Source organism: Gammaproteobacteria bacterium, assembly GCA_013001575.1.
Lineage (GTDB): Bacteria > Pseudomonadota > Gammaproteobacteria > Steroidobacterales > JABDMI01 > JABDMI01.
This window is the reverse complement of record JABDMI010000127.1, coordinates 22569-47900: the sequence shown is the minus strand read 5'-3', so window position 1 is coordinate 47900 and position 25332 is coordinate 22569. Positions and strand designations below refer to the sequence as shown.

At 46.2% G+C, this 25332-nt stretch carries 18 protein-coding genes and 1 pseudogene; 10 read left to right on the top strand and 9 right to left on the bottom strand.

From position 1 onward, the window contains the following. Positions 1-309: 309 nt before the first annotated feature. Positions 310-1929, bottom strand: a pseudogene (locus tag HKN88_10100) (Rne/Rng family ribonuclease). 542 nt (positions 1930-2471) lie between these two features. Here HKN88_10100 and HKN88_10095 point away from each other — a divergent pair. Further along, positions 2472-3470, top strand: coding sequence for an RluA family pseudouridine synthase (locus tag HKN88_10095; GenBank protein NNC98407.1), 999 nt, complete (start codon positions 2472-2474; stop codon positions 3468-3470). Positions 3471-3480: 10 nt separating this feature from the next. Here the strand turns inward: HKN88_10095 and maf are convergent, their stop codons facing one another. Next, positions 3481-4086 (bottom strand): septum formation protein Maf, encoded by a 606-nt coding sequence (gene maf, locus HKN88_10090; protein NNC98406.1) that lies wholly within the window; start codon positions 4084-4086, stop codon positions 3481-3483. A gap of 106 nt (positions 4087-4192) precedes the next feature. Between maf and HKN88_10085 the strand changes: the two genes are divergently transcribed. The 3 genes from HKN88_10085 to HKN88_10075 all read left to right on the top strand — a co-directional run bounded on the left by HKN88_10085 (position 4193) and on the right by HKN88_10075 (position 6187). Then, positions 4193-4768 carry a DUF177 domain-containing protein gene (locus HKN88_10085; protein NNC98405.1) on the top strand — a complete coding sequence of 192 codons (576 nt, stop codon included), beginning with the start codon at positions 4193-4195 and terminating at the stop codon, positions 4766-4768. 77 nt (positions 4769-4845) lie between these two features. Then, entirely contained in the window at positions 4846-5061 is a 216-nt protein-coding gene (gene rpmF / locus HKN88_10080) for a 50S ribosomal protein L32 (GenBank protein ID NNC98404.1), read from the top strand. Between the two features lie 154 nt (positions 5062-5215). After that, positions 5216-6187 (top strand): ketoacyl-ACP synthase III, encoded by a 972-nt coding sequence (locus HKN88_10075; protein NNC98403.1) that lies wholly within the window; start codon positions 5216-5218, stop codon positions 6185-6187. Between the two features lie 19 nt (positions 6188-6206). Here HKN88_10075 and HKN88_10070 read toward each other — a convergent pair whose 3' ends face one another. Genes HKN88_10070 through ppsA form a run of 3 tightly spaced genes read right to left on the bottom strand, consistent with a single transcriptional unit; the run spans position 6207 to position 10733 of the window. After that, complete coding sequence (locus HKN88_10070) at positions 6207-6770, bottom strand: hypothetical protein (protein NNC98402.1); 564 nt, start codon at positions 6768-6770, stop codon at positions 6207-6209. Between the two features lie 43 nt (positions 6771-6813). Further along, the gene (locus HKN88_10065) at positions 6814-8319 is read right to left on the bottom strand and encodes an FMN-binding glutamate synthase family protein (protein ID NNC98401.1); all 1506 of its coding nucleotides are present in this window, start codon (positions 8317-8319) and stop codon (positions 6814-6816) included. 44 nt (positions 8320-8363) lie between these two features. Then, the gene (gene ppsA, locus HKN88_10060; protein ID NNC98400.1) at positions 8364-10733 is read right to left on the bottom strand and encodes a phosphoenolpyruvate synthase; all 2370 of its coding nucleotides are present in this window, start codon (positions 10731-10733) and stop codon (positions 8364-8366) included. A gap of 149 nt (positions 10734-10882) precedes the next feature. Here ppsA and HKN88_10055 point away from each other — a divergent pair, with 149 nt between their 5' ends. From HKN88_10055 to HKN88_10045, 3 genes are read left to right on the top strand one after another with little or no spacing between them, the layout of a single operon-like run. After that, positions 10883-11728 (top strand): kinase/pyrophosphorylase, encoded by an 846-nt coding sequence (locus tag HKN88_10055; protein NNC98399.1) that lies wholly within the window; start codon positions 10883-10885, stop codon positions 11726-11728. A 17-nt stretch (positions 11729-11745) separates the two neighbouring features. After that, positions 11746-12225, top strand: a complete 480-nt coding sequence (locus HKN88_10050) for a DUF1249 domain-containing protein (GenBank protein NNC98398.1) — start codon at positions 11746-11748, stop codon at positions 12223-12225. Positions 12226-12266: 41 nt separating this feature from the next. Next, entirely contained in the window at positions 12267-13301 is a 1035-nt protein-coding gene (locus tag HKN88_10045; protein NNC98397.1) for a hypothetical protein, read from the top strand. An 88-nt stretch (positions 13302-13389) separates the two neighbouring features. Here HKN88_10045 and HKN88_10040 read toward each other — a convergent pair whose 3' ends face one another. From HKN88_10040 to HKN88_10025, 4 genes are all read right to left on the bottom strand, one after another. Next, the gene (locus tag HKN88_10040) at positions 13390-16413 is read right to left on the bottom strand and encodes an efflux RND transporter permease subunit (GenBank protein NNC98396.1); all 3024 of its coding nucleotides are present in this window, start codon (positions 16411-16413) and stop codon (positions 13390-13392) included. A 29-nt stretch (positions 16414-16442) separates the two neighbouring features. Continuing rightward, positions 16443-19841, bottom strand: coding sequence for an efflux RND transporter permease subunit (locus HKN88_10035; protein NNC98395.1), 3399 nt, complete (start codon positions 19839-19841; stop codon positions 16443-16445). 2 nt (positions 19842-19843) lie between these two features. Beyond that, entirely contained in the window at positions 19844-21148 is a 1305-nt protein-coding gene (locus HKN88_10030) for an efflux RND transporter periplasmic adaptor subunit (GenBank protein ID NNC98394.1), read from the bottom strand. A 257-nt stretch (positions 21149-21405) separates the two neighbouring features. Next, positions 21406-23613 (bottom strand): carboxy terminal-processing peptidase, encoded by a 2208-nt coding sequence (locus HKN88_10025; protein NNC98393.1) that lies wholly within the window; start codon positions 23611-23613, stop codon positions 21406-21408. Between the two features lie 196 nt (positions 23614-23809). Between HKN88_10025 and HKN88_10020 the strand changes: the two genes are divergently transcribed. The 3 genes from HKN88_10020 to HKN88_10010 all read left to right on the top strand — a co-directional run bounded on the left by HKN88_10020 (position 23810) and on the right by HKN88_10010 (position 25291). Next, positions 23810-24109: a hypothetical protein gene (locus HKN88_10020; GenBank protein NNC98392.1), complete on the top strand. Its 300-nt coding sequence runs from the start codon at positions 23810-23812 to the stop codon at positions 24107-24109. Between the two features lie 164 nt (positions 24110-24273). Further along, positions 24274-24723, top strand: a complete 450-nt coding sequence (locus HKN88_10015; protein ID NNC98391.1) for a hypothetical protein — start codon at positions 24274-24276, stop codon at positions 24721-24723. A 103-nt stretch (positions 24724-24826) separates the two neighbouring features. Beyond that, positions 24827-25291, top strand: a complete 465-nt coding sequence (locus HKN88_10010) for a hypothetical protein (protein NNC98390.1) — start codon at positions 24827-24829, stop codon at positions 25289-25291. Positions 25292-25332 lie beyond the last annotated feature (41 nt).

Here is a 25332-nt window from a genome sequence, read left to right as displayed (position 1 = left end):
GCCGCGCCCGCGTTCATTACGCTTTTGGTTTTGAGATTTCTGACCCTGTTGCTTGCCGCGGCTTTGTTGCTTGCCTGAACGGCTTTTGTCTTGGCCCTGCTTGCCACGTGGTTGACGACTCTTGGAATCCTTGCGTTCACGAGATTCTTTGTCTTTACGGACTTTTTCTTCGCTTGTCGGTTTTTCTGTTGCGCTACCGGTAAACCAATTAGTCACTCGTTTAATCAGTCCAAGTTCTTTTACCGGAGCTTTTTCGGAGGTAGGTTTACGTGACTTAACGGGCTTTTGAGTTTTCTTTTTTGGTACGTGTTGTGGTGCAGGTGTTTCTGGAAGAATATTGGCAACCGCCGGAACTTCCGGTGTTTGTTTTTTGCCGAATTTGTCCAGATCAACCAATGGCAAATCTTCAATTTTGGATGCCAGGTCAACACTGGAACCCTGATTTTCAGGCAGGGCCATTTCATCGCCTTTAATGCGGCGCAAATGGAAATGCGGGGTTTCCAGTTGTGCGTCGGGCAAAACGATCACACGCACATTGTTGCGAGTTTCGATCTCTGCAACCCATTCGCGTTTTTCATTCAACAAATAAGTGCTGACATCGACGGGTAATTGGGCAACAACTTGTGAGGTGTTGTCTTTTCTGGCTTCGTCGCCGATCAAGCGCAGAATAGACAGTGATAGCGATTCAACGTCGCGTATTGATCCCAGGCCACTGCAACGTGGACAGGTCATGGTATTGGCTTCACTTAGAGAAGGGCGTAAGCGTTGACGTGACATTTCCATTAAACCAAAACGCGAGATACGTCCAATTTGTATACGCGCGCGATCATGCCGTACCGATTCTTTCATTCGGCGTTCCACTTCTTTTTGATTGCGTTGCTGGTACATGTCGATGAAGTCAATAACTATCAAGCCGCCAAGATCGCGTATGCGTAATTGACGCGCAATCTCTTCAGCCGCTTCAAGGTTCGTGTTTAAAGCGGTAGCTTCAATATCGCCACCTTTGGTTGCTCGCGCGGAGTTAATGTCGATAGAGGTCAAGGCTTCAGTGCGATCAAACACCACACTACCGCCGGAAGGCAGGTCAACGGTGTGAGCAAAGGCAGAATTGATCTGGCCTTCGATCTGAAAACGGTTAAACAATGGAACGTCATCGTTATAAAGTTTTACTTTGCGTTCGTATTGCGGCATAACTTTAGCCACAAAGTTTTTTGCTTCCTGGTAAATTTCATCGTTATCAATAACGATCTCGCCAACTTCACCACTGAAATGATCGCGTAAGGCGCGCAATATCGGCTTATTCTCTTGATAGATCAGGAAGGGGGCTTTGCGTTTTTCCGAAACTTCATAGATCGCATTGGCAATATTGACCAGATAGTCAAGATCCCATTGCAGTTCTTCGACATTGCGTCCCACTGCCGCGGTACGTGCAATTGCACCCATGCCATCCGGTACTTTCAAATTGTTCATGACCTGACGTAATTCGTTACGGTCTTTACCTTCGATGCGACGCGATACGCCACCGGCTTTGGCATTGGTTGGCATGCACACCAGGTAGCGACCGGCCAGACTAATAAACGTGGTTAGGGCTGCGCCTTTGTTTCCACGTTCGTCTTTTTCAACCTGTACGACTACTTCAGTGCCTTCTTTGAGCACTTCTTTGATGTTGGGCTTGCCTTTACCGCTATAGTTTGAGAGGTATTCTTTGCCGATCTCTTTGAGAGGCAGAAATCCGTGACGTTCAGCCCCGTAATCAACAAACGCGGCTTCGAGACTCGGCTCGACCCGGGTGATTACGCCTTTGTATATATTGGCTTTACGTGATTCGCGCGCTGGCGATTCGATGTCGAGGTTGTAAAGGTGTTGGCCATCGACCATTGCAACGCGCATCTCTTCGGATTGCGTTGCGTTTACTAATAATCTTTTCATGGGTTTTGCTTTCCAACCAATCCCATGATCTGTTGTGTGCGAGGTGTTTTGAAGAATTGAAAACTGGTAAGAGATTCTGGCTTAAGCCGGTCTCTGTGTGTGAGGGACGTACTGAAATCGCTACAGTCGGTGTCAACAGACTGGTTAGGCAATTTAATAAATAGCAAACTATGTATAACATTTTAAAGGTTATGTGTTTTTCGCTTTTACGTCATCTCTGAATTTTCGATTGGCCGACAAACGTTTGTATTGCGTTGTGGCTCTGTGCTCGAACAACAAATCGAGATTGGTATTATTTAGGGTTTATTATTTTGTTTATAAACCGGTGGTAAAAAAAGGTGCTACATTGCTGATATTGGGGCAAATGCCGCAACAGCAAGGTTGCGAAATCTTTGCGTTCTCAAAAAATGTTATATTTCAATTACTTGAAACAAAGTCTAATGAGACGTTAGACGTGCGAACTATACAGTAAATAGTCGGGTGCCGCAATGCCACAATCTTCACGCAAAGGTGTAAAATGTCTTTTTTTTCAATAACTAAGCATGACTGAGCAAAAATCCAGCACCGGGCTTAAACCATCAAATCTGTTCACTGTTGCGGACGACGAGGCCGGACAGCGCCTGGATAATTACTTGTTGCGGGAATTCAAGGATCTGCCACGCAGCCATTTGTATCGCCTGGTTCGCACCGGTCAGGTACGCATAAATAAAAAGCGCTGTAAGCCAATGCAAAAATTGTCTGCGGGTGACCAGATCCGCTTACCGCCAAAAATGGTTTTGGAGCGTCAGGAAAATCTTGAGGCCAAGCCACAACTAAGCCTTGGTTCAAAACTGGCTGAGCGCTTGCAGAATTCTATTTTGTTTGAAGACGAACGCTTGCTCATCATTGATAAGCCATCGGGCATGGCGGTACATGGCGGTAGTGGAATTTCATTAGGCGTGATCGAGGCCATGCGCTTGTTGAAACCGCAACAGCAATATCTGGAATTGGTGCATCGTCTCGATCGTTCAACCAGTGGTTGTTTGGTGCTTGCCAAAAAACGCAGTGCCTTGCGTGAATTGCACCGGCAAATTCGTGACAATGAAGTCAAAAAACAATACCTGACTTTGTTAAAAGACCATTGGTCGGATCGCGCCCGAGTGGATTTACCATTGGACGTTGAACATCGAAAAGGCGGTGAGCGGCACGTTGTCGTGAGTGAGAAGGGCAAAAAGTCACTTAGCCATTTCAATCGCTTACAACACTACATTGCTGAAAAAAACAAAAACCTTAAAGTCAGTTTAATGCAGGTTGATCTTGAGACAGGCCGCACACATCAAATACGCGTGCATGCACAAGCTAAACAACATCCCGTGGCTGGTGATGATCGTTATGGCGATCGCGAGTTTAACAAGCAGCTAAAAAAACTGGGTTTAAAGCGACTGTTCCTGCACGCGCACAATATTGAATTCACACACCCGAAGTCTGGCGAAGAATTGTCAATTAGCGCGCCTTTGCCGGATGATCTAAGCAGACTGATCGATAAACTCAAGCCTGTTTGAATTCGTCGGCTCAGGGAATTTTAATTCCTATTTTCTGCAAACAATTTGCCACCCAGATCATCGGAAGTCCAATCAAGGCCGTCGGGTCCTGGTTTTTGATCTTTTTGAAAAGACTAATGCCTAACCCTTCCGACTTAAAACTGCCTGCACAATTTAAAACATCTTCTGCGTCTACATAATTTTCTATTTGTTTTAAACTCAGTTCTTTAAAGTACACTTGAGTGACATCAAGGTGTTCAAATTTTTCTGCATGGGTAAGTACCGACACAGCAGTAAAGAATTCTACTTTGTCGTTTTTGAAGGTCGAAAGTTGTTTTATCGCGTTTTCCCGGGAACGCGGTTTACCCAGTATTTTCCCGCGATGACTGGCAACCTGGTCCGAACCGATGATCACCAGGGTTTCATCCGCCATACTTTCCAGTCGGTCGAGAACAAATTGAGCTTTACGGGTTGCGAGACGTTGAGTGAGTTCTTGCGCAGATTCACCTGGCCGGCAAGTTTCATCAATATCTGAAGAAACTTGTTCAAAATCAATGCCTAAGCGGTTCAGCAGTTCAGCCCGAAAGGGCGATTGTGAGGCCAGGATGACATGAAATTTATTCTTTACTAGGCTCATTTCTACTCTTGATCACGAAAATGCCGGGATAAATCTGATGCAGACTCGATGTTAAAAGTGATCAGACTGTGGTCAATCCCTAAAAAAGTAATTATAATAACAGGTTATGTCGATAGATTTACTGCGTCCGATACGCGTTACGGATGCCGCCGGACAGGCACTGTTGATCGAGCAGGCCATTAAAGCCCAAGATTTTCCTGGAGTAAACACATTGCTTTTCGCAGACGAAAGTGGCGAAGACCCGGTGTTACGCCTTCAGGCAAAATTTACCAGAACAAGAGAAGATAAACAATCACTTAGTTTGCAAATCGATGGAACAATATTTGTCAGCTGTCAAAGATGTTTAGGAAAAATGAACATCGATGTAAAACACAGTAATAATTATGTTTTAGTGGCAACGGATAAAGACGCAGAAAAGTTTGTCGAAACCGATGAGGAGATTCTGGTTTTGGCAAATCAGGAATCGCAACTGAATATACGTGAGGGCGAACTGGACTTGGGCGCATTATTGGCCGAAGAATTGCAATTAGCCATACCGTTCTATCCGCGTCATGAACATGCAGAAGAGTGCGTAGAGTCGGGATGGGAAAAATATTCCGCAGACACCCAAAGTGTTGAAGCGACTTTTGAGGAAGAAAAACAACGACCGTTTGCGGGTTTGAAAGACCTGATCAAACATTAATACAGAATTTATGCCAGTGGCTTATGCCTTGTAAGCTCGCTGGAAAAAGAATTTGATTTATATTTTGGAGAATACCAATGGCAGTACAAAAGAGTAAAAAAACCCCGTCACGTCGCGGCATGCGTCGTTCACACGATGCTTTGAAAGGCAAAACATTGTCGACCGATCCAACAACTGGTGAAACGCATTTGCGTCACACTGTAACGGCGGATGGTTATTACCGTGGCAAGCAAGTCATCAAGCCCAAGGTCAATGAGTTTGATATGGACGAGATGGATGAGATGGAAGACTAAATAACCATCCAGTAATCCAAGCCGTGTAGATATTGATCTACGCGGCTTTTTTTATGCCTCCGGTATCAATTTTTGCACGATAAATAATACAAATGTTGCTGGTATTGAGTAGAATACAGTTAGTTTCAAATTGCTGCACTCACAGAGAATTCACATGCAAAGAATTTATTCCCGAATAACCGGAACCGGTCGCTGTAATCCACCCAAAATTTTAACCAACGCTGATCTGGAAAAGATCATGGATACTACCGATGAGTGGATCCAGACTCGCACCGGAATCAAGCAACGTCATGTCGCAGAAGATATGACCACCGTGGATATGTGCGAAGTAGCAGCCAAGGCCGCCATGGAGGCAGCCGGAGTGAGTGCCGAAGACATCGATTGTGTGATCGTGGGCACAACAACACCCGATCAGATATTCCCGAATCCTGGTTGTTTATTGCAAGAGCGCCTCGGCATTCATGGCCCCATGGCCTTTAGTCTGGAGGCAGCATGCACCGGGTTTATTTACGCCTTAGCCGTCGCGGATAAATTCATTCGCTGCGGCGATGTGAAAAAAGCCCTGGTGGTTGGTGGCGAACGCATTACCAATTTGCTGGACTGGGATGATCGCAGTACCGCGGTGCTGTTTGGTGATGGCGCTGGCGCGGTTATTCTGGAAGCGTCTGAAGAAGCCGGCATCATCTCAACCCATTTGCACGCCGACGGAAAGTACAAGGATCTACTCTACTATCCGGCGGGTATTGGTAAGGGTGTGGAAACCTTTAAAGGTGAAGAAGCGCAACTGCGTATGACCGGAAATGAAGTATTCAAAACCGCCGTTAAGCAATTGGGCAATGTTGTGCTGGAGACACTGGAAAAAAATAATCTTCAGAAAAGCGATATCGACTGGTTGATCCCGCATCAGGCCAATATGCGAATTATTAAAGCCACGGCTAAAAAATTGAATATGCCAATGGAACGCGTTGTGCAAACGGTTCAAATTCATGGCAATACGTCTACCGCATCAGTACCCATGGCACTGGACGTGGCGGTACGAGACGGGCGCATCAAGCGCGGGGAAACTTTATTGTTGGAAGCGTTTGGTGGCGGCTTTACCTGGGGTTCTGCCTTGCTGGTGTATTAGGAACGCAGTAAATTCCTGATTAATCGAAATCGACCAGATCCCAGTCCTGGGTTTCCTCAAAGGTCACATCATCTTTGATCGCTTCGCGTTTTTTACCTTTGGGCTGTTTGCCGATGATAATAAACGGAGCAACATCCGGGCGGATCAACAAGTGCAAACAAAGCACCGCTTCGGTATCACCATTAGCCAGTTGCAAGCCTTTAATTTTAAACAAGCGTGACGTGCGCTCAAACTTTTTAACCAGATTCGTCTCATTCTCGAAGTCGTTACTGGCTTTGTTGAATTTTTCCTTGAGCAGGGCAATGTAGACCGGTTTGACCGCACTTAGTGCCGCACCGATATTTTCGATGGCTTGTTCCTTGCTTACGCCCTTGGTCAGGAATTTATTGGTGTCACGGTATAAACCGACTTGAAGCTTGATCCCGAGTTTGTTGTTGATCAAGGTGTAATCAATAACACGCTTGTTATCAACCAATAAACTGTACTCGTCCTTGAATTCAGGTACATCGTCGTCATCATAGCGTGCTTTCGAGAACAAGCCTTTGATTTTACTTTTGATATTAGATATCAGGTCGTCTTCCATATTGTCTGATTTTACAGAAATACTGGTGATGATTAAAGGATTATTAGTCGGATGCGGGACTTTTATCAGGGTGTAATTGGTTCAAAGGTACCGATAATCCGTTTTGACTGACTATTCGCGCATGTCGGCGTTTTAGCTTTCTTGGCTCTGGTGCGCCACAAGAGTGGGCAATAGTCTCTACTTCTTTACGCATGGTCTTGGCGAAATTTGCCACGCGTTCAGCTTTATTTTCTACCACCAGGCCACTTTGCAATTTTTCATCGTGGGTAGTGATCCCGGTTGGGCAGGTGTTTTTGTTACATTGCATGGCCTGGATGCACCCAAGTGCAAACATAAAGCCGCGTGCATTATTAACAAAATCAGCCCCCATGCATAAGGCCCAGGCAACTTCGGAAGGATTAATACGTTTACCCGACGCAATAACTTTTATACGCTTGCGTAAACCGTATTCGTTTAATTTATCGACTAACAAGGGTAAGGATTCTTTGAGCTGCAAACCCATTTCATCAATCAGCGCCTGGGGTGCAGCACCGGTGCCACCGTCCCCACCATCAACAGTAATAAAATCTGGGGCATATTCGGGTCCGCGTTTTAGTATGGCCTGCAGAAATTCATCCATCCAGAATTCGGAACTTAAAACAATTTTTATTCCCACTGGAAGCCCGCTGACATTACGTAAGCGATTTATCAAATCGATGAGTTCTTCATTGTTTCCGGCATCAAGGTGACGGTTCGGACTTAATGACGCTTGTCCGGCAGGAATCCCGCGTATCTTGGCGATCTCTGGGGTGACTTTCTCAGCCGGCAAGATGCCACCTTTACCGGGCTTGGCCCCTTGTGCAAGTTTGAGTTCGATCATTTTCACTTGTGGATAATTGGCAATCTCCTTGAGTTTATTTTCATCCAGATTGCCGTCTTTATCGCGGGCACCATACTTTGCAGTGCCCAGCTGAAAAACCACATCACAGCCACCTTCCAAATGATACGGCGATAAACCGCCTTCTCCGGTGTTAAGCCAAATTCCCGCTTGCTTGGCACCGCGTGATAATGCCTGAATCGCCGGTTTGGAGAGTGAACCAAAACTCATGGCAGAAATGTTAAAGAACGACGAGGTGACATACGGTTTGCGTGCCTGGGGCCCAATGGTTAACGGGGTTGGCGATTGTTTTTCGTGCTCTTGCGGAGGGTAGGCGGCATTCACAAAGATCACCGTTCCCTCGGGAGTCAAATTTTTTGTCGAACCAAATGCGGTGGTGGTACTTAAATTTTTCGCGGCACGATAGACCCAAGAGCGTTGTGCGCGATTAAACGGTAATTCTTCACGGTCCATGGCGAAAAAATACTGACGAAAGAACTCACCCAGGTGCTCGAAAAAATACCGGAATCTTCCAATCACCGGGTAGTTGCGCAATATGGTTTTTTTGCGCTGGGTTTTGTCGCGGATGTACATGATGAAGACCGCGAGAACAGCAATGCCTATTGCTGTGATGAACAAGGTTGCAAGAAATTGCAATACCGGAACGATGTAGTCGTTAAACCAGGTCATCATCTAACTCCACTGGGTAGGGAACGGATGCGAAATGCCAGTGTATCTTAAACCTTTTGACCGGCGAGTAACAGCCAAGTTTCAACCACGGTATCCGGATTGAGTGACATGCTTTCTATGCCTTGATCCAGTAACCATTCTGCCAGATCCGGGTGATCGGAAGGGCCTTGACCACAAATGCCAATGTATTTTTTCTGTTGTTTGCATGCGGTGATCGCCATGCTGAGCATTTTTTTGACCGCAGCGTCGCGTTCATCAAATAAATGTGCGATCACACCTGAATCTCGATCGAGTCCGAGGGTTAATTGGGTCATGTCGTTTGAACCAATTGACATACCGTCGAAGTGTTCCAGAAACTCGTCGGCGAGCAGGGCATTGGATGGCAACTCACACATCATGATAAGTTTTAAACCATGCTTGCCCCGCTCCAGATCCTCGGTTTTAAGTAACTCTACCACTTGCGCGGCTTCGGCCACTGTGCGCACAAACGGGATCATCACTTGCACATTATCCAGGCCCATGTCGTTACGGACCTTGCGTATTGCCGCACATTCCAGCGCAAAACATTCGCGAAAATCGTCACTGATGTAACGCGAAGCACCACGAAAACCCAGCATCGGGTTTTCTTCATGCGGCTCATAATTCTCACCGCCAACCAGATTTGCGTATTCATTGGATTTGAAATCCGACATGCGCACGATCACAGGCTGCGGATAAAAGGCTGCAGCTATTGTGGCAATTCCCTCGCTGAGTTTATCAATATAAAAATTTACCGGGTCTTTGTATCCGGCGATCAATTGCGAGATGTTTTTTTGTAAACTGGCAGACTGTTGTTCGAATTCCAATAAGGCTTTTGGATGAATGCCGATCATGCGATTAATAATGAATTCGAGTCGCGCCAGACCGACACCGCGATGTGGCAAACTGGCAAAATCGAAGGCGCGATCCGGATTGCCAACATTCATCATGATCTTGACCGGTACTTCGGGCAAAGTATCCAGTGCAATCTCATTACGCACAAATTCCAAGTCACCGGCATAAATATTTCCAGTATCACCTTCGGCACATGACACCGTGACACTCTGTCTGTCCTGCAGTATTTGCGTAGCATTGCCGCATCCGACTACGGCCGGAATTCCGAGTTCACGTGCGATGATCGCAGCATGACAGGTGCGACCACCCCGATTGGTGACGATTGCCGAAGCACGTTTCATGACCGGTTCCCAGTCCGGATCCGTCATGTCGGCGACCAGTACATCGCCAGTCTGCATGCTGTCCATTTCACTCACGTTCTTAATCACACGAACCTTGCCGGCGCCAATGCGTTGTCCAATGGCACGCCCGGTCAATAAAATCTCGGAATGTTGTTCCAGTTGGTAGCGTTCCAGGGTATTACCACTGCGACTTTGGACCGTTTCAGGACGCGCTTGCAGAATATAGATCTTGCCGGTGATACCGTCTTTACCCCATTCGATATCCATGGGGCGTTGGTAATGTGATTCAATTGCGAGCGCTTGCCGCGCCAGGGTTTCAACATCGTCATCGCTGAGGCAAAACTGTTGACGGTCTTCCTGACTGTTTTCCACGGTTTTGACGGCTTTGCTGTGCGAATTGTGCTCGGCATACACCATTTTTATGGCTTTGCTGCCCAAGGTACGCCGCAGAATGGCGTGCTTGTTTTCACGCAAGCTGTGCTTGCCCACATAAAATTCATCGGGATTTACAGCACCCTGCACAACGGTTTCACCCAGCCCATAGGAGGCCGTGATGAAAATGACATCACGAAAGCCGGATTCGGTGTCCAGGGTAAACATAACCCCACTGGCGCCGGTATCACTGCGTACCATTTGCTGAATACCGGCAGAAAGCGCTACGTTGTGATGCTCGAAACCATGGTGTACGCGATAAGCAATAGCGCGATCATTGTATAAGGAGGCAAAGACCTCTTTGATGGCGGTCAATACATTCTCTATTCCCCGCACATTCAAAAAAGTTTCTTGTTGTCCGGCAAAAGACGCATCGGGCAGATCTTCTGCGGTTGCGGATGAACGTACGGCAACAGCGAGGTCATTACCAATCTCATCGGTCATGCTGGTAAAAGCTACTCGTATAGCTTGCTCAAACGCACTTGAAAACGGCGCCTCTAGGATCCAGTTTCGAATATTTTTACCCGTCCGGGTTAATTGCTGAATGTTGTCAACATCCAGTCCATGCATTTCTTGCCGGATCTTTTCGGCCAATCCATCCTGTTCCAGAAACTCGCGATAGGCATGTGCAGTAGTTGCGAACCCGCCAGGCACATTCACACCGGATTCACTCAAGTTTGAGATCAATTCTCCAAGAGAAGCATTTTTGCCACCAACCTGATCAATGTCCTGCATGCCAAGGTCATTGAGACGAATAATAAAATCTTGCAAGTGCGTGTCCTCTTGTTTCGATGTGGCTGAAATCTTTTATCGGGCAGATTTCAGCATTAAGGAAATAAAATACCTGATCAATTCACACAGATTTGCTCATTGATGGGGCATAATTATGCCCGATTACCTCATACTGAATCGTTGATAAAATGACCAACTCTTCCGAACTGCCCAAGCGTTACGTGTACTTTATTTCAGATCAAACCGGGATAACCGCCGAAACCCTGGGGAAAAGTCTGCTAACCCAATTCAGTGGTATTCATTTTAAACAGGTAACCATCCCCTTTATTAACAGCATCGATAAGGCCGCGCAGACAGTTCAGGACATACACGCCAAAGCAGCCCAGAGTGGTGAACATATTTTTGTGTTCAGTACCATGGTGCAAGATGAGGTGCGTGAGATCTTTATGCAGCATTTTGATAAAAGTGCTGTTTTGTATATGGATTTTTTCGAGGCATTTATTGCTCCATTGGAGAAAGCTTTGGGTAAGGCCTCCACGCATCAGGTCGGACGAGCGCACAGTGCCGATACCAAAGCCTACACACAAAAAATTTCCGCGATCAATTACGCTTTGGCAAATGATGACGGCGTGCGAACCGATCATTACGCTGAGGCTGATGTGATCGTGGTTGGCGCGTCTCGTTCTGGAAAAACCCCGACGTGTTTGTTCCTGGCCTTGCAGTACGGGATTTATGCGGCTAATTACCCCCTGGCTGATGAAAATTTTGAAAAACTGCAATTGCCGGATTCTCTGAGCAAACATCGCCATAAATTATTCGGCTTGAATATTGAACCTGAGCGGCTGGCACAGATCCGTTCGGAACGCCGTCCAGACAGTCGATATGCGTCCATGCAGCAAGTGAATTATGAAGTGCGCCAGGCTGCGGCGATCTATCGCAAATTCAGAATTCAAAATACCGACACCACGCATTCATCGGTGGAAGAGATCGCCAGTATAATTTTGCAGCAAACCGACTTGAAACGTCGCATCTAGTAACGCACAATAAAAGCATGAAATATTCCGACAGTCGCATTGTTATCCCACGCTTAAGCAAACCGGTCAGTTTTGCGGCTTTAATGGCTTTATACGAAAGTAACTATATTCAACTCATGCGTTTTCTCAACGCAGACCGCAAACATATCGATTACGGTGAGGCGACCATTCGTTATGACAAGCACGCGGTGCACTGCAGGATCGAGGATGTAACCACCTACACAAGCCTGGTGTGTATCGATGAAGACCTGTTTGATCAAGGTGAGCCGGTTCGCATCAACCATTTTCGTATTCGGCTGTATCATGACGCTTTGTGTGCGGCGGTAACGTCGAGTATTCAGGAAAATACCGATTATCAGCTAAAATCACTCCCGCTGAATCAGAGCCGACTGCGGGTTTTGTGGCAACAAAACATGTTTTTGAATAAATGGTTGGCGTATTGTTTGTCCAGAAAGCTTGTTTTCACAGGTAAAATCGATGAAAATACAGATAGTTAGGATAATAAGCTAGATAATAAATTATAGCTTGCGGAGAATACATGGCATCTGCCGGTAAAAAACCAGACGGGAATACTGAAGAACGGTTGATGCAACTGTTTCAAAGTCGTGCCGAACTTAAACAGGAGTTCAACCAGCTCCAGAAAGATAAACTTCTCCTGACCAGGACCACCGATGCCCAGGCTCACCGGATCGAAGAACTGGAAACAGATCTGGTCATGCTGGAAAAATTATTAAAAAAACCGGAAAAATACGCGAACTTGCGCGTGTACTACCAGCTGCGTAAAGTCTGGGACACTTGTAATCGTTATATCCACAAGTTTCGTGACCGTCTGGTCGATCAACAACGCGACCGTGAGCGCAAACAGCAGTTGATGGAATTTAATCAACAAAAAACCGACAAACTTAACAAGATCAATAAAAGCATCGATAATCGCAAAAAGCTGCTCGACGGTGTGAATGCGCGGGTCGATGAGTTGAGCAAAAAGATGGAATCCTACAAATATCCCTGGCAGTTTCTGGGTAAACAGGGCGTTTCCAAACAGCGCGCCATCGCTATGAAAACCCAGTCAGAGGCCTACTCGGAAATTCAGGCCATGTATGACCAGCGCATCAAGATCGAGAGCCAACCCTGGCCAGAGTTTGATGGTCTGGACCTGGCAGGAAAGCGCTCAATCAATCTCGCCATGATTGCCTTGGCACAATATTTTTATATGTCATTGACTGAATTGGGCTTGGGCAATAAAACCTATCAGGCACAAAGGAAAAAGCCCTGGGAGATCACATTTGGTTCCGCCGCAGAGCAAAACGAGATTGTTCATCGCTGCGCCCAAAAACTGGAATTATTTGCCCAGTTGAAAGATCTGGGGGCCGAAGTGCAAACCCGGATGGCGAAACTCAAAGAGAACATCGAATACAAACGGCCGGATGATTCGATACCTGATCCCGAATCCATCACAAAACTGGTCAATGATGTCAGCGGTACATCCCTAACCACCACGATCACCGATGTGAATCTGGAAGTGAATGTGCTGAATGAAAATTATTGGGGTCTCAACGACCTGATGATCCCCTGAGTCAGTACGCGGATGCATTCTCCGATTAAATTTAGTTGACTCTCAATTAACCTTTTTTTGTTCTTTTTGGCAAGCTTATTTTGTATGGCTATGCCGCTCTTTGGCGTACCGCACGACCCCATCTTGACATGTTGTCAAGCCACAAGTAGATCACCGGAACGATGATCAAGGAAACCACCGTGGAAAAAAGCAAACCGCCAATAATGGCTTTGGCCATTGGGGCATAAGACGCGTCAGCGCCAGCCAATGTGCTTGAACTTACCGCCAGCGGCACCATGCCCAAAACCGTTGTGATCACAGTCATTAAAATGGGTCGCAGACGATCTCTACCCGCCTGAATGATCGCTGAAATACGTTCGAGCCCGGTTTTGCGTAAAAAGTTGATGTGTTCAACCAGGACGATGCCATTGTTGACCACAATGCCAATAAGGATCAGGGCACCAATCGCCGACATCAGGGTAAAGGTTGTGCCAGTTGCGGCAAAAAACAAAACGATACCGATAAAAGAAAAACCGATCGAGGTGATGATCGACAATGGGTAGAGCAGAGATTCAAACAATGCGGCCATGACAATAAAAATCAACGGGATCGCCAGCAAAACATTAAATATCATGGCTTTTTGATCTTCATCCTGTTGCTGGAATGAGCGACCGAGACCCCAGCCATAACCCGGCGGGAAGTTATAGCTTGCCAATAACTGGTTTGTGGCTTCCCGGATTTGAGCAATATCGGCGTCTTCCTCAAAATCGGCACTGATGCCCAGGGTTGTGCGACGATCTTCACGTCGGATTATGCTAGTGCCGTATTCGGTGATCACATCGGCAACTTGCTCAAGATTAACTCGATCACCGCTAGTGGTGTATACGGGTATCAATTTAATATTAGAGATACTCTGGGCATCTTTATCTGCGAATTCAACCCTGATCTCGGTTTCACCATTTTCGGTTCGCATACTGCGTAGTCTATCCCCGCGTAGAGCGGTGGCGACACTGTTGGCGACTAATAACGGACTAATTCCCAGCTGGGCTGCCCGATCTTTTTTAATTTTGATCTGTACTTCTCGCCCTGACCGGAAGATGTCGGGTAACACATTGGTCAGTCCTTCAACACCACGCAAGGTTGCCATAACCTCGCGACTGATCTCGCGTAAACGTTCTGTAGAATCGCCATAGAGTTGAACTTTGAATCCTTCGTCACCACCAATGCGTTGTCGCTCAAAGCTGGGCGTGCCGATCACCAATTGTGGCAATCCTTCTTCAATGTCTTTTTGCACCTGTTTCGGATTGAGATGTGAATCCTGTTTTAAGATAATCGTAGATTCAGCCCTGTCAGTATTGAAAAAGGAATAGACCGAATCAATGGTGTATTTTTCCTTATTGGCAAAAAGATATTCTTCAATGATATTGACCGCTTCCTCGGTTTTACTTAAGGGGTGGATGCCGATAACGTTGTAACGCAAGAACAGGCGGTCACTGGATTCTTCATCATTCATATCCACCTTGAAACCGTTCATGGCGACCCCCGTCAATACAAATATGGCCACTAATCCCAACACACTGTAACGCGCTTTATTCAGGGCAATCGCCAGAATTTTGGCGTATTTACCGGAAAGCCAGCGCATAATCCGGCCTTCGCCTTTTACTTTTACCGACTTGATGCGCGACGCCAACATTGGAATAAGAGTCTGAGCAATGAGTAACGAAGCCAAAAGTGCCACAATAATTGTGAATGCAGTGTGCTTCAAAAACAGAAACAAAGGATTTGCCTCACTAAACACAATTGGCGCAAAAACAATAACCGACGTCAGGGTGCCGGCAGTGATCGCCAGATTGACTTCTTTGGTGGCCTCGATCGTGGCTGCGTAGGGGTCACTGTTTTCCAGTCTTTTGCGAAAAATATTTTCCGTGACAACCACGCTGTTATCAACCAGCATTCCAATGGCCAGCATCATGCCCATCAAAGTCAAGATATTAAAGCTGTAGCCGGAAAAATAGATAGCGCCGATTGTAATGAGCAAACAAAAAGGTACTGACATTGCAACGATGAGAGTACTCATGGGTTCGCGTAGAAACAAAAAGAGTACTATGAAGGCAAGTATGGCTCCGATCATTCCGGCTTTGACCAGTTCGGTCAATGAGCGTTTTACATCTTCGCCCATATTATTCATTACATAGAGCTCAATGCCTTGCATTTCAGGCAGTCCGCCGATCACCGAGATCTCCTTGAGAACCGAATCGGCAACATTGACCAGATTTGAGCCACTGGCTTTTTGAATGTCGATCCCAACCGCATAGGTTCCATTCAAATGACGACCATGCTCACGCTCCGGTTCCTCCAAAACAACTTCAGCAATGTCCGAGAGTTTGATGCCTTGGGGCTGGATCAAAACATTTCTAATATCGTCCAGACTGTTGAATTCTCCTTGCGGTCGAACCAGCCATTTCTGGTTGGAAGTCGTGATCTCACCAGCACTGACGGTAAAATTGGTCTTTTGCAACTGTTGGCGCAAGCTGAAGAGATTGATGTTATGTGCGGCAACCCGGTCGGCATTCAGCTTTATTGAGATTTGTTTGGGAAACACCCCGTCCAAACGAACATTGGCAACTCCTTCCAGGCGTGATAATCGTTTAATGACGTTCCTATCGAGCATTTGATAGGCATTGGACAAGTCTCGTTCGGTGGATATGCGTATGGTTAAGATGGGTGCATCGCCGGTATTGAACGAGAAAATCGGCAAACGTTCGAGGTCGATCGGGAATTGATCGGAAATGGCATCGATCTTGGCACGCAGCTCGATACGTTTTCCTTCCATGTCGGCGCCCCAGCCAAAAAATATCCCGACAAATCCGCCATTACGGTTTGATGTGGAGAACATACGCTGCACGTCCGTCATGGTCGCAATACTTTCTTCCAGGGGTCTAACGATCTCGGTTTCGACTTCTTTTGCGGTAGCATTCGGGTAGGGAATTTGAATTCCAAGAAAAGGTGCATCGACTTCAGGCCAGCTTTCAAGCGGGATTAAGGGACGAGAGACCAGTCCAATAATGGCCATGGCAACAAAGGCCATGATTGTTGTGATTGGGCGTTTCAATGCGGCGGCGGTCAAATTCATAAGGAGTTACCTTGTATTGAATCCCTGGGTTACACGCTTTGGTAGCGTTTGTTATCCAGTAATGAATACACCACCGGAATCACAATTAATGTTAGCAAAGTTGCAACCAGCATACCGCCAATCACAGTGATCGCCATCGGCGCACGTATCTCGGCGCCTTCGCCGACTCCAATAGCCATGGGTAAAAGGCCGAGAATGGTGGTCATTGCTGTCATGAGAATCGGACGTAAGCGGTCACGACTGCCTTCAAGAATGGCCTGGGTTTTAGCCAAGCCTGCGGCGCGTAACTGATTGATCAGATCAATCAACACAATTCCGTTATTCACCACAATGCCGGCAAGCATGATCAAACCGATCAGGGCAACGACGTTGATGGTGGTACCGGTGACGTACAAGGCGAGGATTGAGCCGATCAATGCCAAGGGAATGGTGAACAGAATGACAAAAGGATGAACCAGTGACTCAAATTGCGAGGCCATGACCAGATAAACCAGAAAGATCGCGAAAAGCATGGCAAATTGCAATGACTTGAAGGCTTCTTGCATTTCTTCGCTTTGGCCTTTGATCTCCGCGTTGATACCTGTTGGAAAGCTTGACTGCTTGAGCTCATTATCAAGTATGTCCACGGCCGAACCCAGATCACCGTCAAGCACATTGGCAGAAATAAGTGCAACCCGTCTTTGGTCAATCCTGTTGATCGATGAGGGGCCCAACGATTCCTCGATGCTGGCTACTGAGGAGAGTGGAACAGGACGATCACTTTGCGGATTGATAATCAGCTTATTGATCTCTTCGCGTGAGGTATCGGTCGCATCAAGGCTTCTTATCAGGACATCGATCTTACGATCGCGCCAGGAGTATTTGGTTGCGATCTTTCCGCGTACTTTATTGACCACGCTATTGGCAATATCCCTTTCATTCAAACCGAGGGCAGTTGCTTTCTGGGTGTCGGCAATAATATGGATCTCTGGTTGACCTTGTTCAATGGTTGAACGGATATCGCTAAACAATCCGGTATTTTGCATAAGCTGAATAACTTGTTGACTGGCAGCTTGTAACTGATCCAGGTCATATCCGCCAATGACAACTTGCAACGGAGTGCTGAAACTTACCAGTTCCGGTGTGCCGAATTCGTAAGCCACGCCTGGCAATCCACTTAATTGTTCCCTGAGGTCATTGCGTAGGCCATTTTCAATCCGGTTTCCCTGTTGACCCGCTTTGTTGATCTGAACATTCAGGCGGCCGGCATTATCTCCGCTGTCTACCGGGGCGGCATCCAGCCGGTTACCGGTGCCTGCAACGGATGCCAGGAGTTTGATGCGGTCATCGTTGCGCATATTCTCTTGCGCCTGACGCAATACGGAATCGGTTGAGGAGATCGGTGTACCGGGCTGCAATCGAATATCCGCATAAAATTCGCCTTGCGCCAGTTGCGGGATCAACTCTGTTCCGAGACGGGGCACCAGAGACAGACTTGCAGCAAAAGCCATAATACTCGTGGCCACAATCAGTGAGCGATTGCCTAATGACCAGGTCAGGAAGGGTGCATATAATCTGGCTATCAGGGTATATAGTCGGTTGAATACCCACACAAACGGTTTTAACACATAATGCAGTAGGGTGCTGACCAGCTTAAACACAGTTTGAATAATCTTCGTGATCAATACCGGTATCCAAACCAGGAATAAGCGACCTATATAAGAGAAGCCTTTTTTTATAGATCCGTAATCATCCGGCTTGAAACCCTGTGCCAGTTCATGCTCAGCGTCTTGTTCGAAGCGTCTAGTGGTTCCCAAAGTACTCAGCATCGGTATCAAGGTTAAGGCCACTATAAGTGAAAAGATCAGGGCAAAACTGACCGTAAGGGCCTGGTCTTTAAAAAGTTGGCCTGCAATTCCGGAAACAAACACCATAGGAAAGAAAACCGCGACTGTTGTAAAGGTTGATGCAGTAACCGCCATGGCGACTTGGGTCGTTCCTTCTTTTGCGGCTTGAACCTGATCCAGGCCTTTTTCACGTTTTTGTGCAATGTTCTCTAGCACGACTATGGAGTTGTCCACAAGCAAACCAATTGCAAGTGCAATACCCCCCAAGGACATAATATTCAGACTCAGGTCCATTTGATACATAAGGAAAAAGGTACCGATGACCGACACCGGAATGGTCAAGCCAATGATCCAGGTAGAGCGGGCGTCACGTAAAAAACCGTAGAGTACGAATATGGCCAACAGCCCGCCCAATACAGCGGCTGAACGAACTTGTGAAATGGCGTCTGCAATAAAGACCGATTGATCTTGTACCAGTTTGAGGTCTGAACCAGCAGGCAAGGGTTGTTTGCGGCTTGCCATAAAGCCCTGGCCATCTCCACGGTTATTCCGCGACTGTTGGCCGGAAGGCTTGCCGTCGGGATCTTCGGCGTCAGACTTTTCTTTATCCGGGTCGCTCGCTTGCTTTTGGGCAGCGTAGGACTCGACAGCGTTACGAATACGCTTGGCAACCTGAACAGTGTTTGCGTCACCTTCTTTATATATGGCCAGTTCAATGGCTTCGTTGCCATTTACTCTAAAGATAGCTTTGCGCTGCTTGTACAGCATTTCAACCTTGGCCACTTCATACAAATAAGTAGGCCGGCTGTCATTAATTGCAATAATCGTATTCTTGATGTCATCCAGTGATTCAAACTGGTTCACTGTGCGTACTTGCAGGCGACGTTGGTCTTCTTCAATTTGACCCCCGCTCATGTTGATGTTCTCCTGCTGCAAGCGATCAGCAATGCTTTGAATGCTTAAACCTTTTTGTGAAAGGTTTTCCTGATCGACCGTGATCAGGATCTCGTCTTCAAAACCACCACTGATCTTTACTGAGGCGGCACCGTCAATTGCTTCGAGGTCGGTTTTAAGACGCTCGTCTGCAAAACGGCGTAATCGCTTGAGGGTTTCAATACTTGATTCTAAACTGGCCCCGGACGGGTCGTCGCTTTCCGGCGTTGCGCCAGACGAAGCAACCAAGGCATAACGAATAATGGGTTCAGATCCCGGGTCAAAGCGTAACAACAGGGGTTTTCCAGCTTCTTCGGGTAAATTCAACAGATCGATCTTTTCTCGAACATCGACCGAGGCCAGATCCATGTTGGTGCCCCAGTTAAATTCCAGGGTGACATCAGACTGTCCAGCCTTGGACACCGAACGCACACGTTTAAGATTTTTTATAACACCCGAGCTTTCTTCAATTGGCTTGGTGATCAGGGTTTCGATCTCTTCAGGTGCGGTGCCACTCAGATCTGTGCGAATTGTTAATGTCGGATAACTCAGGTCGGGTAACAATGTCACCGATAAACGGGAAAGTGCGACCAGACCAAATATGACGATGGCAATCATGGCCATCCCGATCGTGACACGACGCTCGGTAGCGATATCAATTAATCGCATGATCAGCCTCCTGCGTTATTGCTATCGCCACCGTCAGTGTCACTGGCGGTTTCCTGGACCTCGTTATCGGACTTTTCTTTGCTCAATTTGTCGAGTTCGGCCTGATATTCGGGAGTGCGTGGATTAGGTCCTTTAACCACATTCACTTTGGTACCAACTCGCAGTCCGGCCTGACCAAGAATGACTACCGCTTCGTCTCCGGTTAGTCCCGATGTGATCTCAACCACGCCATTGTTCTCATAACCGGTCTGGATTGCTATCTTTTTCGCTTTGTCATCAACGATATGAAAAACAGAGCGTTCACTATCAAGTTCGAGAATTGCGTTACGCGGCAAGGTCATTACATTAGCGTGCTCACCAAACACCACATTAAAGCGTCCAAACATCCCGGGTTTAAAAAAACCTGCCGAATTGTCCAGTTCAAGAGTGGTTTTGAAAGTACCGGTCTTGGAATCGATCACCGGACTTATGCGTTTGATGCTTGCAATGATCGGGGTCTGGTCCTCGGTTTGTAAAGCGTCAAAACTTACCTTGGCCTGTTGCCCGATCTTGATGCGACTCAGTTCGCGTTCCGGTACAAACAGATCAGCTTGCAATGATTTCAAACTGGTGATCTCATACACGCTTTGATTTACACCCAGAGTATTGCCTTTTTGCACCATTCGGGATGAAATGATGCCTGAGATCGGTGCACGAATACGGGTATGACTAAGGTCGAGTTTGGCGAGTGCCAATGCAGCTTCCGCACTTTGTTTGTCGTAACGTAAACTTTCAAAACTGTCACGGGGAATCAGTTTTTGCTCATACAGTTCTTGTTTGCGCGTAATTTCTTGAGTAATTTTATTCAAGTTTGCTTCGGCCCGTTGCATTTCAAGTTGATAACGGTCAGCTTCAATGGTGGCAAGTTCTTGTCCGGCTTTCACAATATCGCCTTCTTCAACCAGAATGCGTACCACTTGACCGCCGATCTTGGCAGCTACTTCGGTTTTATTTTCCGCGTACAAGCTTGCGGTTCCGCTGTAATACGCATACAGGGTACCTGTGCCTGGAAGATTGGTTTCAACGGGAATTTTGATCTCTTTTTCTTGTTTGTCGCCATTTTTACCATTACGTCGGCGATCTTTGTTTGATGTATCGCTGTTTTTGTCATTTTGACTGGATTGCTGGTTATCACTGCCTGGTCCGAATTGGACGTTGCCGCTATACAGTAAGCCAAGTAATGCTAACAAAGGTAAGAAAAATACCAGAGATTTCAGGAATTTCTTGAATCGTGACGGCTGGGGCGTTTCAAATGCTGAGTTTTGCACTAGAATGACCTTGTGTGAATTAGTGTTGTAGTAGAGTATAACACCAAACTACCAAAGTGCAACAAACTGTTAAATCTTGATAAACCTAATAAAAACAATGAATTATTCCTTTGAATCTAATTTTATTGCCTGCAATTTGTACATTAAACAGCCAATATTTTTAGCAAAGTTGTCGATTTGCATGAATTTCAAGTAATTATCCGTATAAGCATGATATGTATTTCAGGTCCATGACGAATATCGTTAACTCTGATCAATTAATTAATCGGGCTGGTTGCATACGCATTGTCGGGTTGCTTGTTGACGCGAGTTTGGGCGTTGCGATAAATACTGTCAGTAAAAGGCAGCGACAATAGGTCAGCCATGATCAGGCTGGCTTGATTTAATTGAACATCAAGTACATCGTCTTCTTGTATATCCGATAACTTTTCAATCTGTTCAAGTCCCCGGGCAGTGCGACGAATATTTTCACGTTTTACACGTTGTTGCTCATTGTATTTGCGTTCTGCTTTCCTTTGCTCGAGATTCAAGGAAAAGCTTTTACGTTTACGTAATTCCTGAATTGATGCAATGTCGGTCTGCAAATAGATCATATCGGGATCAACCATGGCTCGTTGAGACTGCTTTTGTTGCAAGTCACTGATCAGATCGGGTTTGATGAAACCACTTTGCTGATATTTACTTTGCGGGATCTGGTCCCAGGGCAGGGCATTGTGTTCAGAACTTTCACCAACGTCTTCGATGGAAATATACGACGGTAATTCGATGTCCGGGATTACCCCGCGGTGTTGAGTGCTGCCACCGTTGACGCGATAAAATTTCCCAATGGTTAAGGATAATAATCCGAAGCGTTCATTTTTGTTAAAAATATTATCCAAAGGTATTTGTTCTTGTACGGTGCCCTTGCCAAATGTTGTTTGTCCAACGATAACACCACGCTGGTAATCCTGAATTGCGGCCGCGAAGATCTCTGAAGCCGAAGCACTATAACGGTTCACCAATACGGTTAATGGCCCGTTGTAGGCGATCCGGGTTAATTGATTGCTGTCTTCATACACCTGGGCGCGACTGCGTGCTGCGCGAAACTGAACAATTGGACCTTCGTCAATAAATAAGCCGGTCAGATTTATGGCCTCTTCTAGATTACCTCCGCCATTATTTCTCAAGTCGATGATCAAGCCGTCGGTTTTTTCTTCAGCAAGCTCCTGGATCAATTTGTAAACGTCTTTGGTGGTGCTTTTGTAATTGGGATCGCCGGCCCATTTGCCACGGTAATCCTGATAAAAACTGGGAATGGCAATAACCCCGAGCTTATACTGTTCGCCATTATGCTCAAGGTCCAAAATTTCTTTTTTAGCGGCCTGGGCTTCCAGTTTTATCTGATTACGTATGAGCTCGATCTCGATCTCATTCTCGCCAACGCCGGCCTCATCACGAATCAAACGTAAATGTACTTTAGTGTCAATCGGGCCACGTATAAGTTGCACAACGTCGTCAAGCCTCCAGCCAAACACTTCCTGGATCTCTTCGCCTTCTTGACCAACGCCAATGATGTGGTCATCAACTTTGACCAGTTCAGTCAATTGAGCAGGTCCTCCCGGAATGATATTGGCGACCGTGACATATTCGTCTTGCATATTCAGGCTGGCTCCAATACCGGAATAGGTCAGGCTGGATTGAATGTTGCGCTCGTCTTCATTTTTAGGGCTGAAATAACCCGAATGTGGATCCAGTGAGTCAATGTAGGCATTGATGAATAACTGAAATACATCATCAGATTGTTGTTGATCGACTTGGCGCAAAGCAGTGCGATAACGTGTGGTCAGGGTTTTTTTAACTTCTTCCCATTCCTTATCGGCGAGTAGTTGATTGATCACATCATGGGTAACCCGCTGGCGCCAGAGCGTGTCCCATTCTTCCTGGTTACTTGCCCAGTCCAGGTTTTCGCGATCTTGAACATAATAATCACTGCCTTTGAGGTCGGGTTGGGCATCAAGCAAGTCGATTGAATATTGCATACGATCGCGCACACGCTCTTGATAAATTTTGAATAAGTCGAATGCTCGGGTGGCTTTACCGGAACTGACCGCGATTAAATATTCATCGCGGAATTTTGTGAATTTTTTAATGTCACCGGCTAGAAAGTAATGTTTGTTGCCATCGAGCAATTCTATGTAACGATCAAATGCGGTTTGCGATATTTCAAGATTCAGGGATTTTTGTGCGTAGTGACCTCGAGTGGTTTTCTTGATCACATTACGCGCAATTTTACGATGCGTCTCGGTTGGACTCAGTTTTTCGGGTATTAGCACAGGTGTTTCGACCGGGGCTCTGACCTGGCTTGATTTTGTCTCCGAAACCTCGGCAGTCAGGACATTATCGGGAGAGGACATTAACTGAGAGCTCAGAAATACCCCGGTTAAACCGATTGCAATAATTACCCCGATAAATAAAATTTTACGCATACATTAATCCACAAACACGAGTTGTTATTCAATAAAGACCCTGGAGATTGAAAAAAATTGCCAGAGGTGACTTTGGTCACTATGTTTCTAATTGATATGATATCAAGGAATTACTCAACACATTCACGACATTCCTGTAAAATTTACAATTTATCAATGTCTTAGGACTTAATTCTAAAGCCAATTTCACATAATTATGCGACCAATTACAGTATTGACTCTTATTATTCTCGGTAGTTGCCTGGCAATCAGTATTTGTTTGATTGCCGTCTGGGGGCTTTTATTCCTATCTGCACAAGATCCCGAGATCAGTGCAAGGGTCAGCAGCGAGCTCAAATTGATCCCCAGGCATATAGCTATTTTTATACCTCTCACGGTTGTTGCGTGGATGGGTTTTATCACCAGTCAAAAACAGAAATCCTCGCGCTTTATCTGGCAATTTGTGATGTGGGGAAGTTTGGGTCTGGTCGGTCTTTATTACATTAAGGTGATATAGCCCTGGAAATTGCTAATGCGTGCCAATTATCCGTATAGCATCCTATAATGTTCGAATAACTCGCATGGATAGCAATAAACTAAAATTCAATAAAAACTGCTAAATATAATTCGCGAACTTCAACGATCTTAATTGGAATTCGCAAATAGGCAAAAGGTGGGGCTGTGGTTGTTTCGATTCCCGTTCTGGAAGACATGAACGGCTATTTTATAATTACCCTGTATGAGAGCAGTACAGATGGTAATTTCAAGCGGACTGGTAAACGACCATTTCGTATTCTCACAGGTGTAATCAATGGCGTCTCATCGCCACTGGGTTCAGTCGAATGCAATCCGCGAATTCGCCGCAGTATGATCACCTGGCGCAGCCCAAGTGTTATTCGTTATGCAGATCCCAGACCACAAAGTGTATACCAGTTTTTTAGAGAAAATCTGGTTGCTCGAAAATATTACATTGCAACATCGCCGTATTCCGCGGCACGCACTAAAAAACTGGATTTACACGAGATTCAGTTCAAGCCGGGTGTCTCACCGGGTATTAAGAAATTATTTTCAGAAAAATGTGTGGACGCCATGCGAATCTGGGGTGTGAGTAAAAAAGTCAGCAAACGCTGAACGGAAATAGAGTATTTTTGTCAAAAAGTCATAAATTTTCACTCTCGGGGCTTGTCAGACGGGGTTAAATTTGGGATGATTTTGTTAATCATGGAGTCAATGAATGGGTGGATTTTTTAAAAAGCTGTTTGGTAGCAAAAAGAAAGCATTGCGCGATGCCGATGCAGGATTTCGTGATGCCGATGAATTGTGGAGTGAACACGAAACCACGGACGAGATTCTAGCCGAAGAATTTGATCTAAAACCGAAAAAGCGATTTGTCGAAACGGTTGAGATCCAGGCCATGAACGAGATACCCGATAGCTTGCCAGATCTCCCTGATCTGCCAGCACCAAAAAAGCCTAGCAAGCCGGTAATTCGCGATCTTGATCCCCTGAATATTGAAGCGGCCAGCGACTTTACTGAAAAACCATCAGATCCACTCGATGAAGTAACGCGCCAGATCCAGGCCGAGATCGCGGCTGAAAAATGGCAAAAAGAGAAACTGGAAAAATTGCGTCGATTACAAGAGGCCACTGACCAGTTCCGTCGTCCTGATTGGCCAGACGACCCTTTGAAAAAAGACTAGGCCCTAAATTACTGTATTTCCTGATGAAGCCTGAGCACAGA

Excerpts from the sequence above, each read along its gene's own strand:
- HKN88_10075 (NNC98403.1), top strand. The coding sequence starts at position 5,216 with ATGCAAAGAATTTATTCCCGAATAACCGGAACCGGTCGCTGTAATCCA.
- HKN88_10045 (NNC98397.1), top strand. The coding sequence starts at position 12,267 with ATGGCATCTGCCGGTAAAAAACCAGACGGGAATACTGAAGAACGGTTG.
- HKN88_10085 (NNC98405.1), top strand. The coding sequence starts at position 4,193 with ATGTCGATAGATTTACTGCGTCCGATACGCGTTACGGATGCCGCCGGA.
- HKN88_10010 (NNC98390.1), top strand. The coding sequence starts at position 24,827 with ATGGGTGGATTTTTTAAAAAGCTGTTTGGTAGCAAAAAGAAAGCATTG.
- HKN88_10055 (NNC98399.1), top strand. The coding sequence starts at position 10,883 with ATGACCAACTCTTCCGAACTGCCCAAGCGTTACGTGTACTTTATTTCA.
- HKN88_10035 (NNC98395.1), bottom strand. The coding sequence starts at position 19,841 with ATGCGATTAATTGATATCGCTACCGAGCGTCGTGTCACGATCGGGATG.
- HKN88_10040 (NNC98396.1), bottom strand. The coding sequence starts at position 16,413 with ATGAATTTGACCGCCGCCGCATTGAAACGCCCAATCACAACAATCATG.
- rpmF (NNC98404.1), top strand. The coding sequence starts at position 4,846 with ATGGCAGTACAAAAGAGTAAAAAAACCCCGTCACGTCGCGGCATGCGT.
- HKN88_10050 (NNC98398.1), top strand. The coding sequence starts at position 11,746 with ATGAAATATTCCGACAGTCGCATTGTTATCCCACGCTTAAGCAAACCG.
- HKN88_10070 (NNC98402.1), bottom strand. The coding sequence starts at position 6,770 with ATGGAAGACGACCTGATATCTAATATCAAAAGTAAAATCAAAGGCTTG.
- HKN88_10065 (NNC98401.1), bottom strand. The coding sequence starts at position 8,319 with ATGATGACCTGGTTTAACGACTACATCGTTCCGGTATTGCAATTTCTT.
- HKN88_10020 (NNC98392.1), top strand. The coding sequence starts at position 23,810 with ATGCGACCAATTACAGTATTGACTCTTATTATTCTCGGTAGTTGCCTG.
- maf (NNC98406.1), bottom strand. The coding sequence starts at position 4,086 with ATGAGCCTAGTAAAGAATAAATTTCATGTCATCCTGGCCTCACAATCG.
- HKN88_10095 (NNC98407.1), top strand. The coding sequence starts at position 2,472 with ATGACTGAGCAAAAATCCAGCACCGGGCTTAAACCATCAAATCTGTTC.
- HKN88_10025 (NNC98393.1), bottom strand. The coding sequence starts at position 23,613 with ATGCGTAAAATTTTATTTATCGGGGTAATTATTGCAATCGGTTTAACC.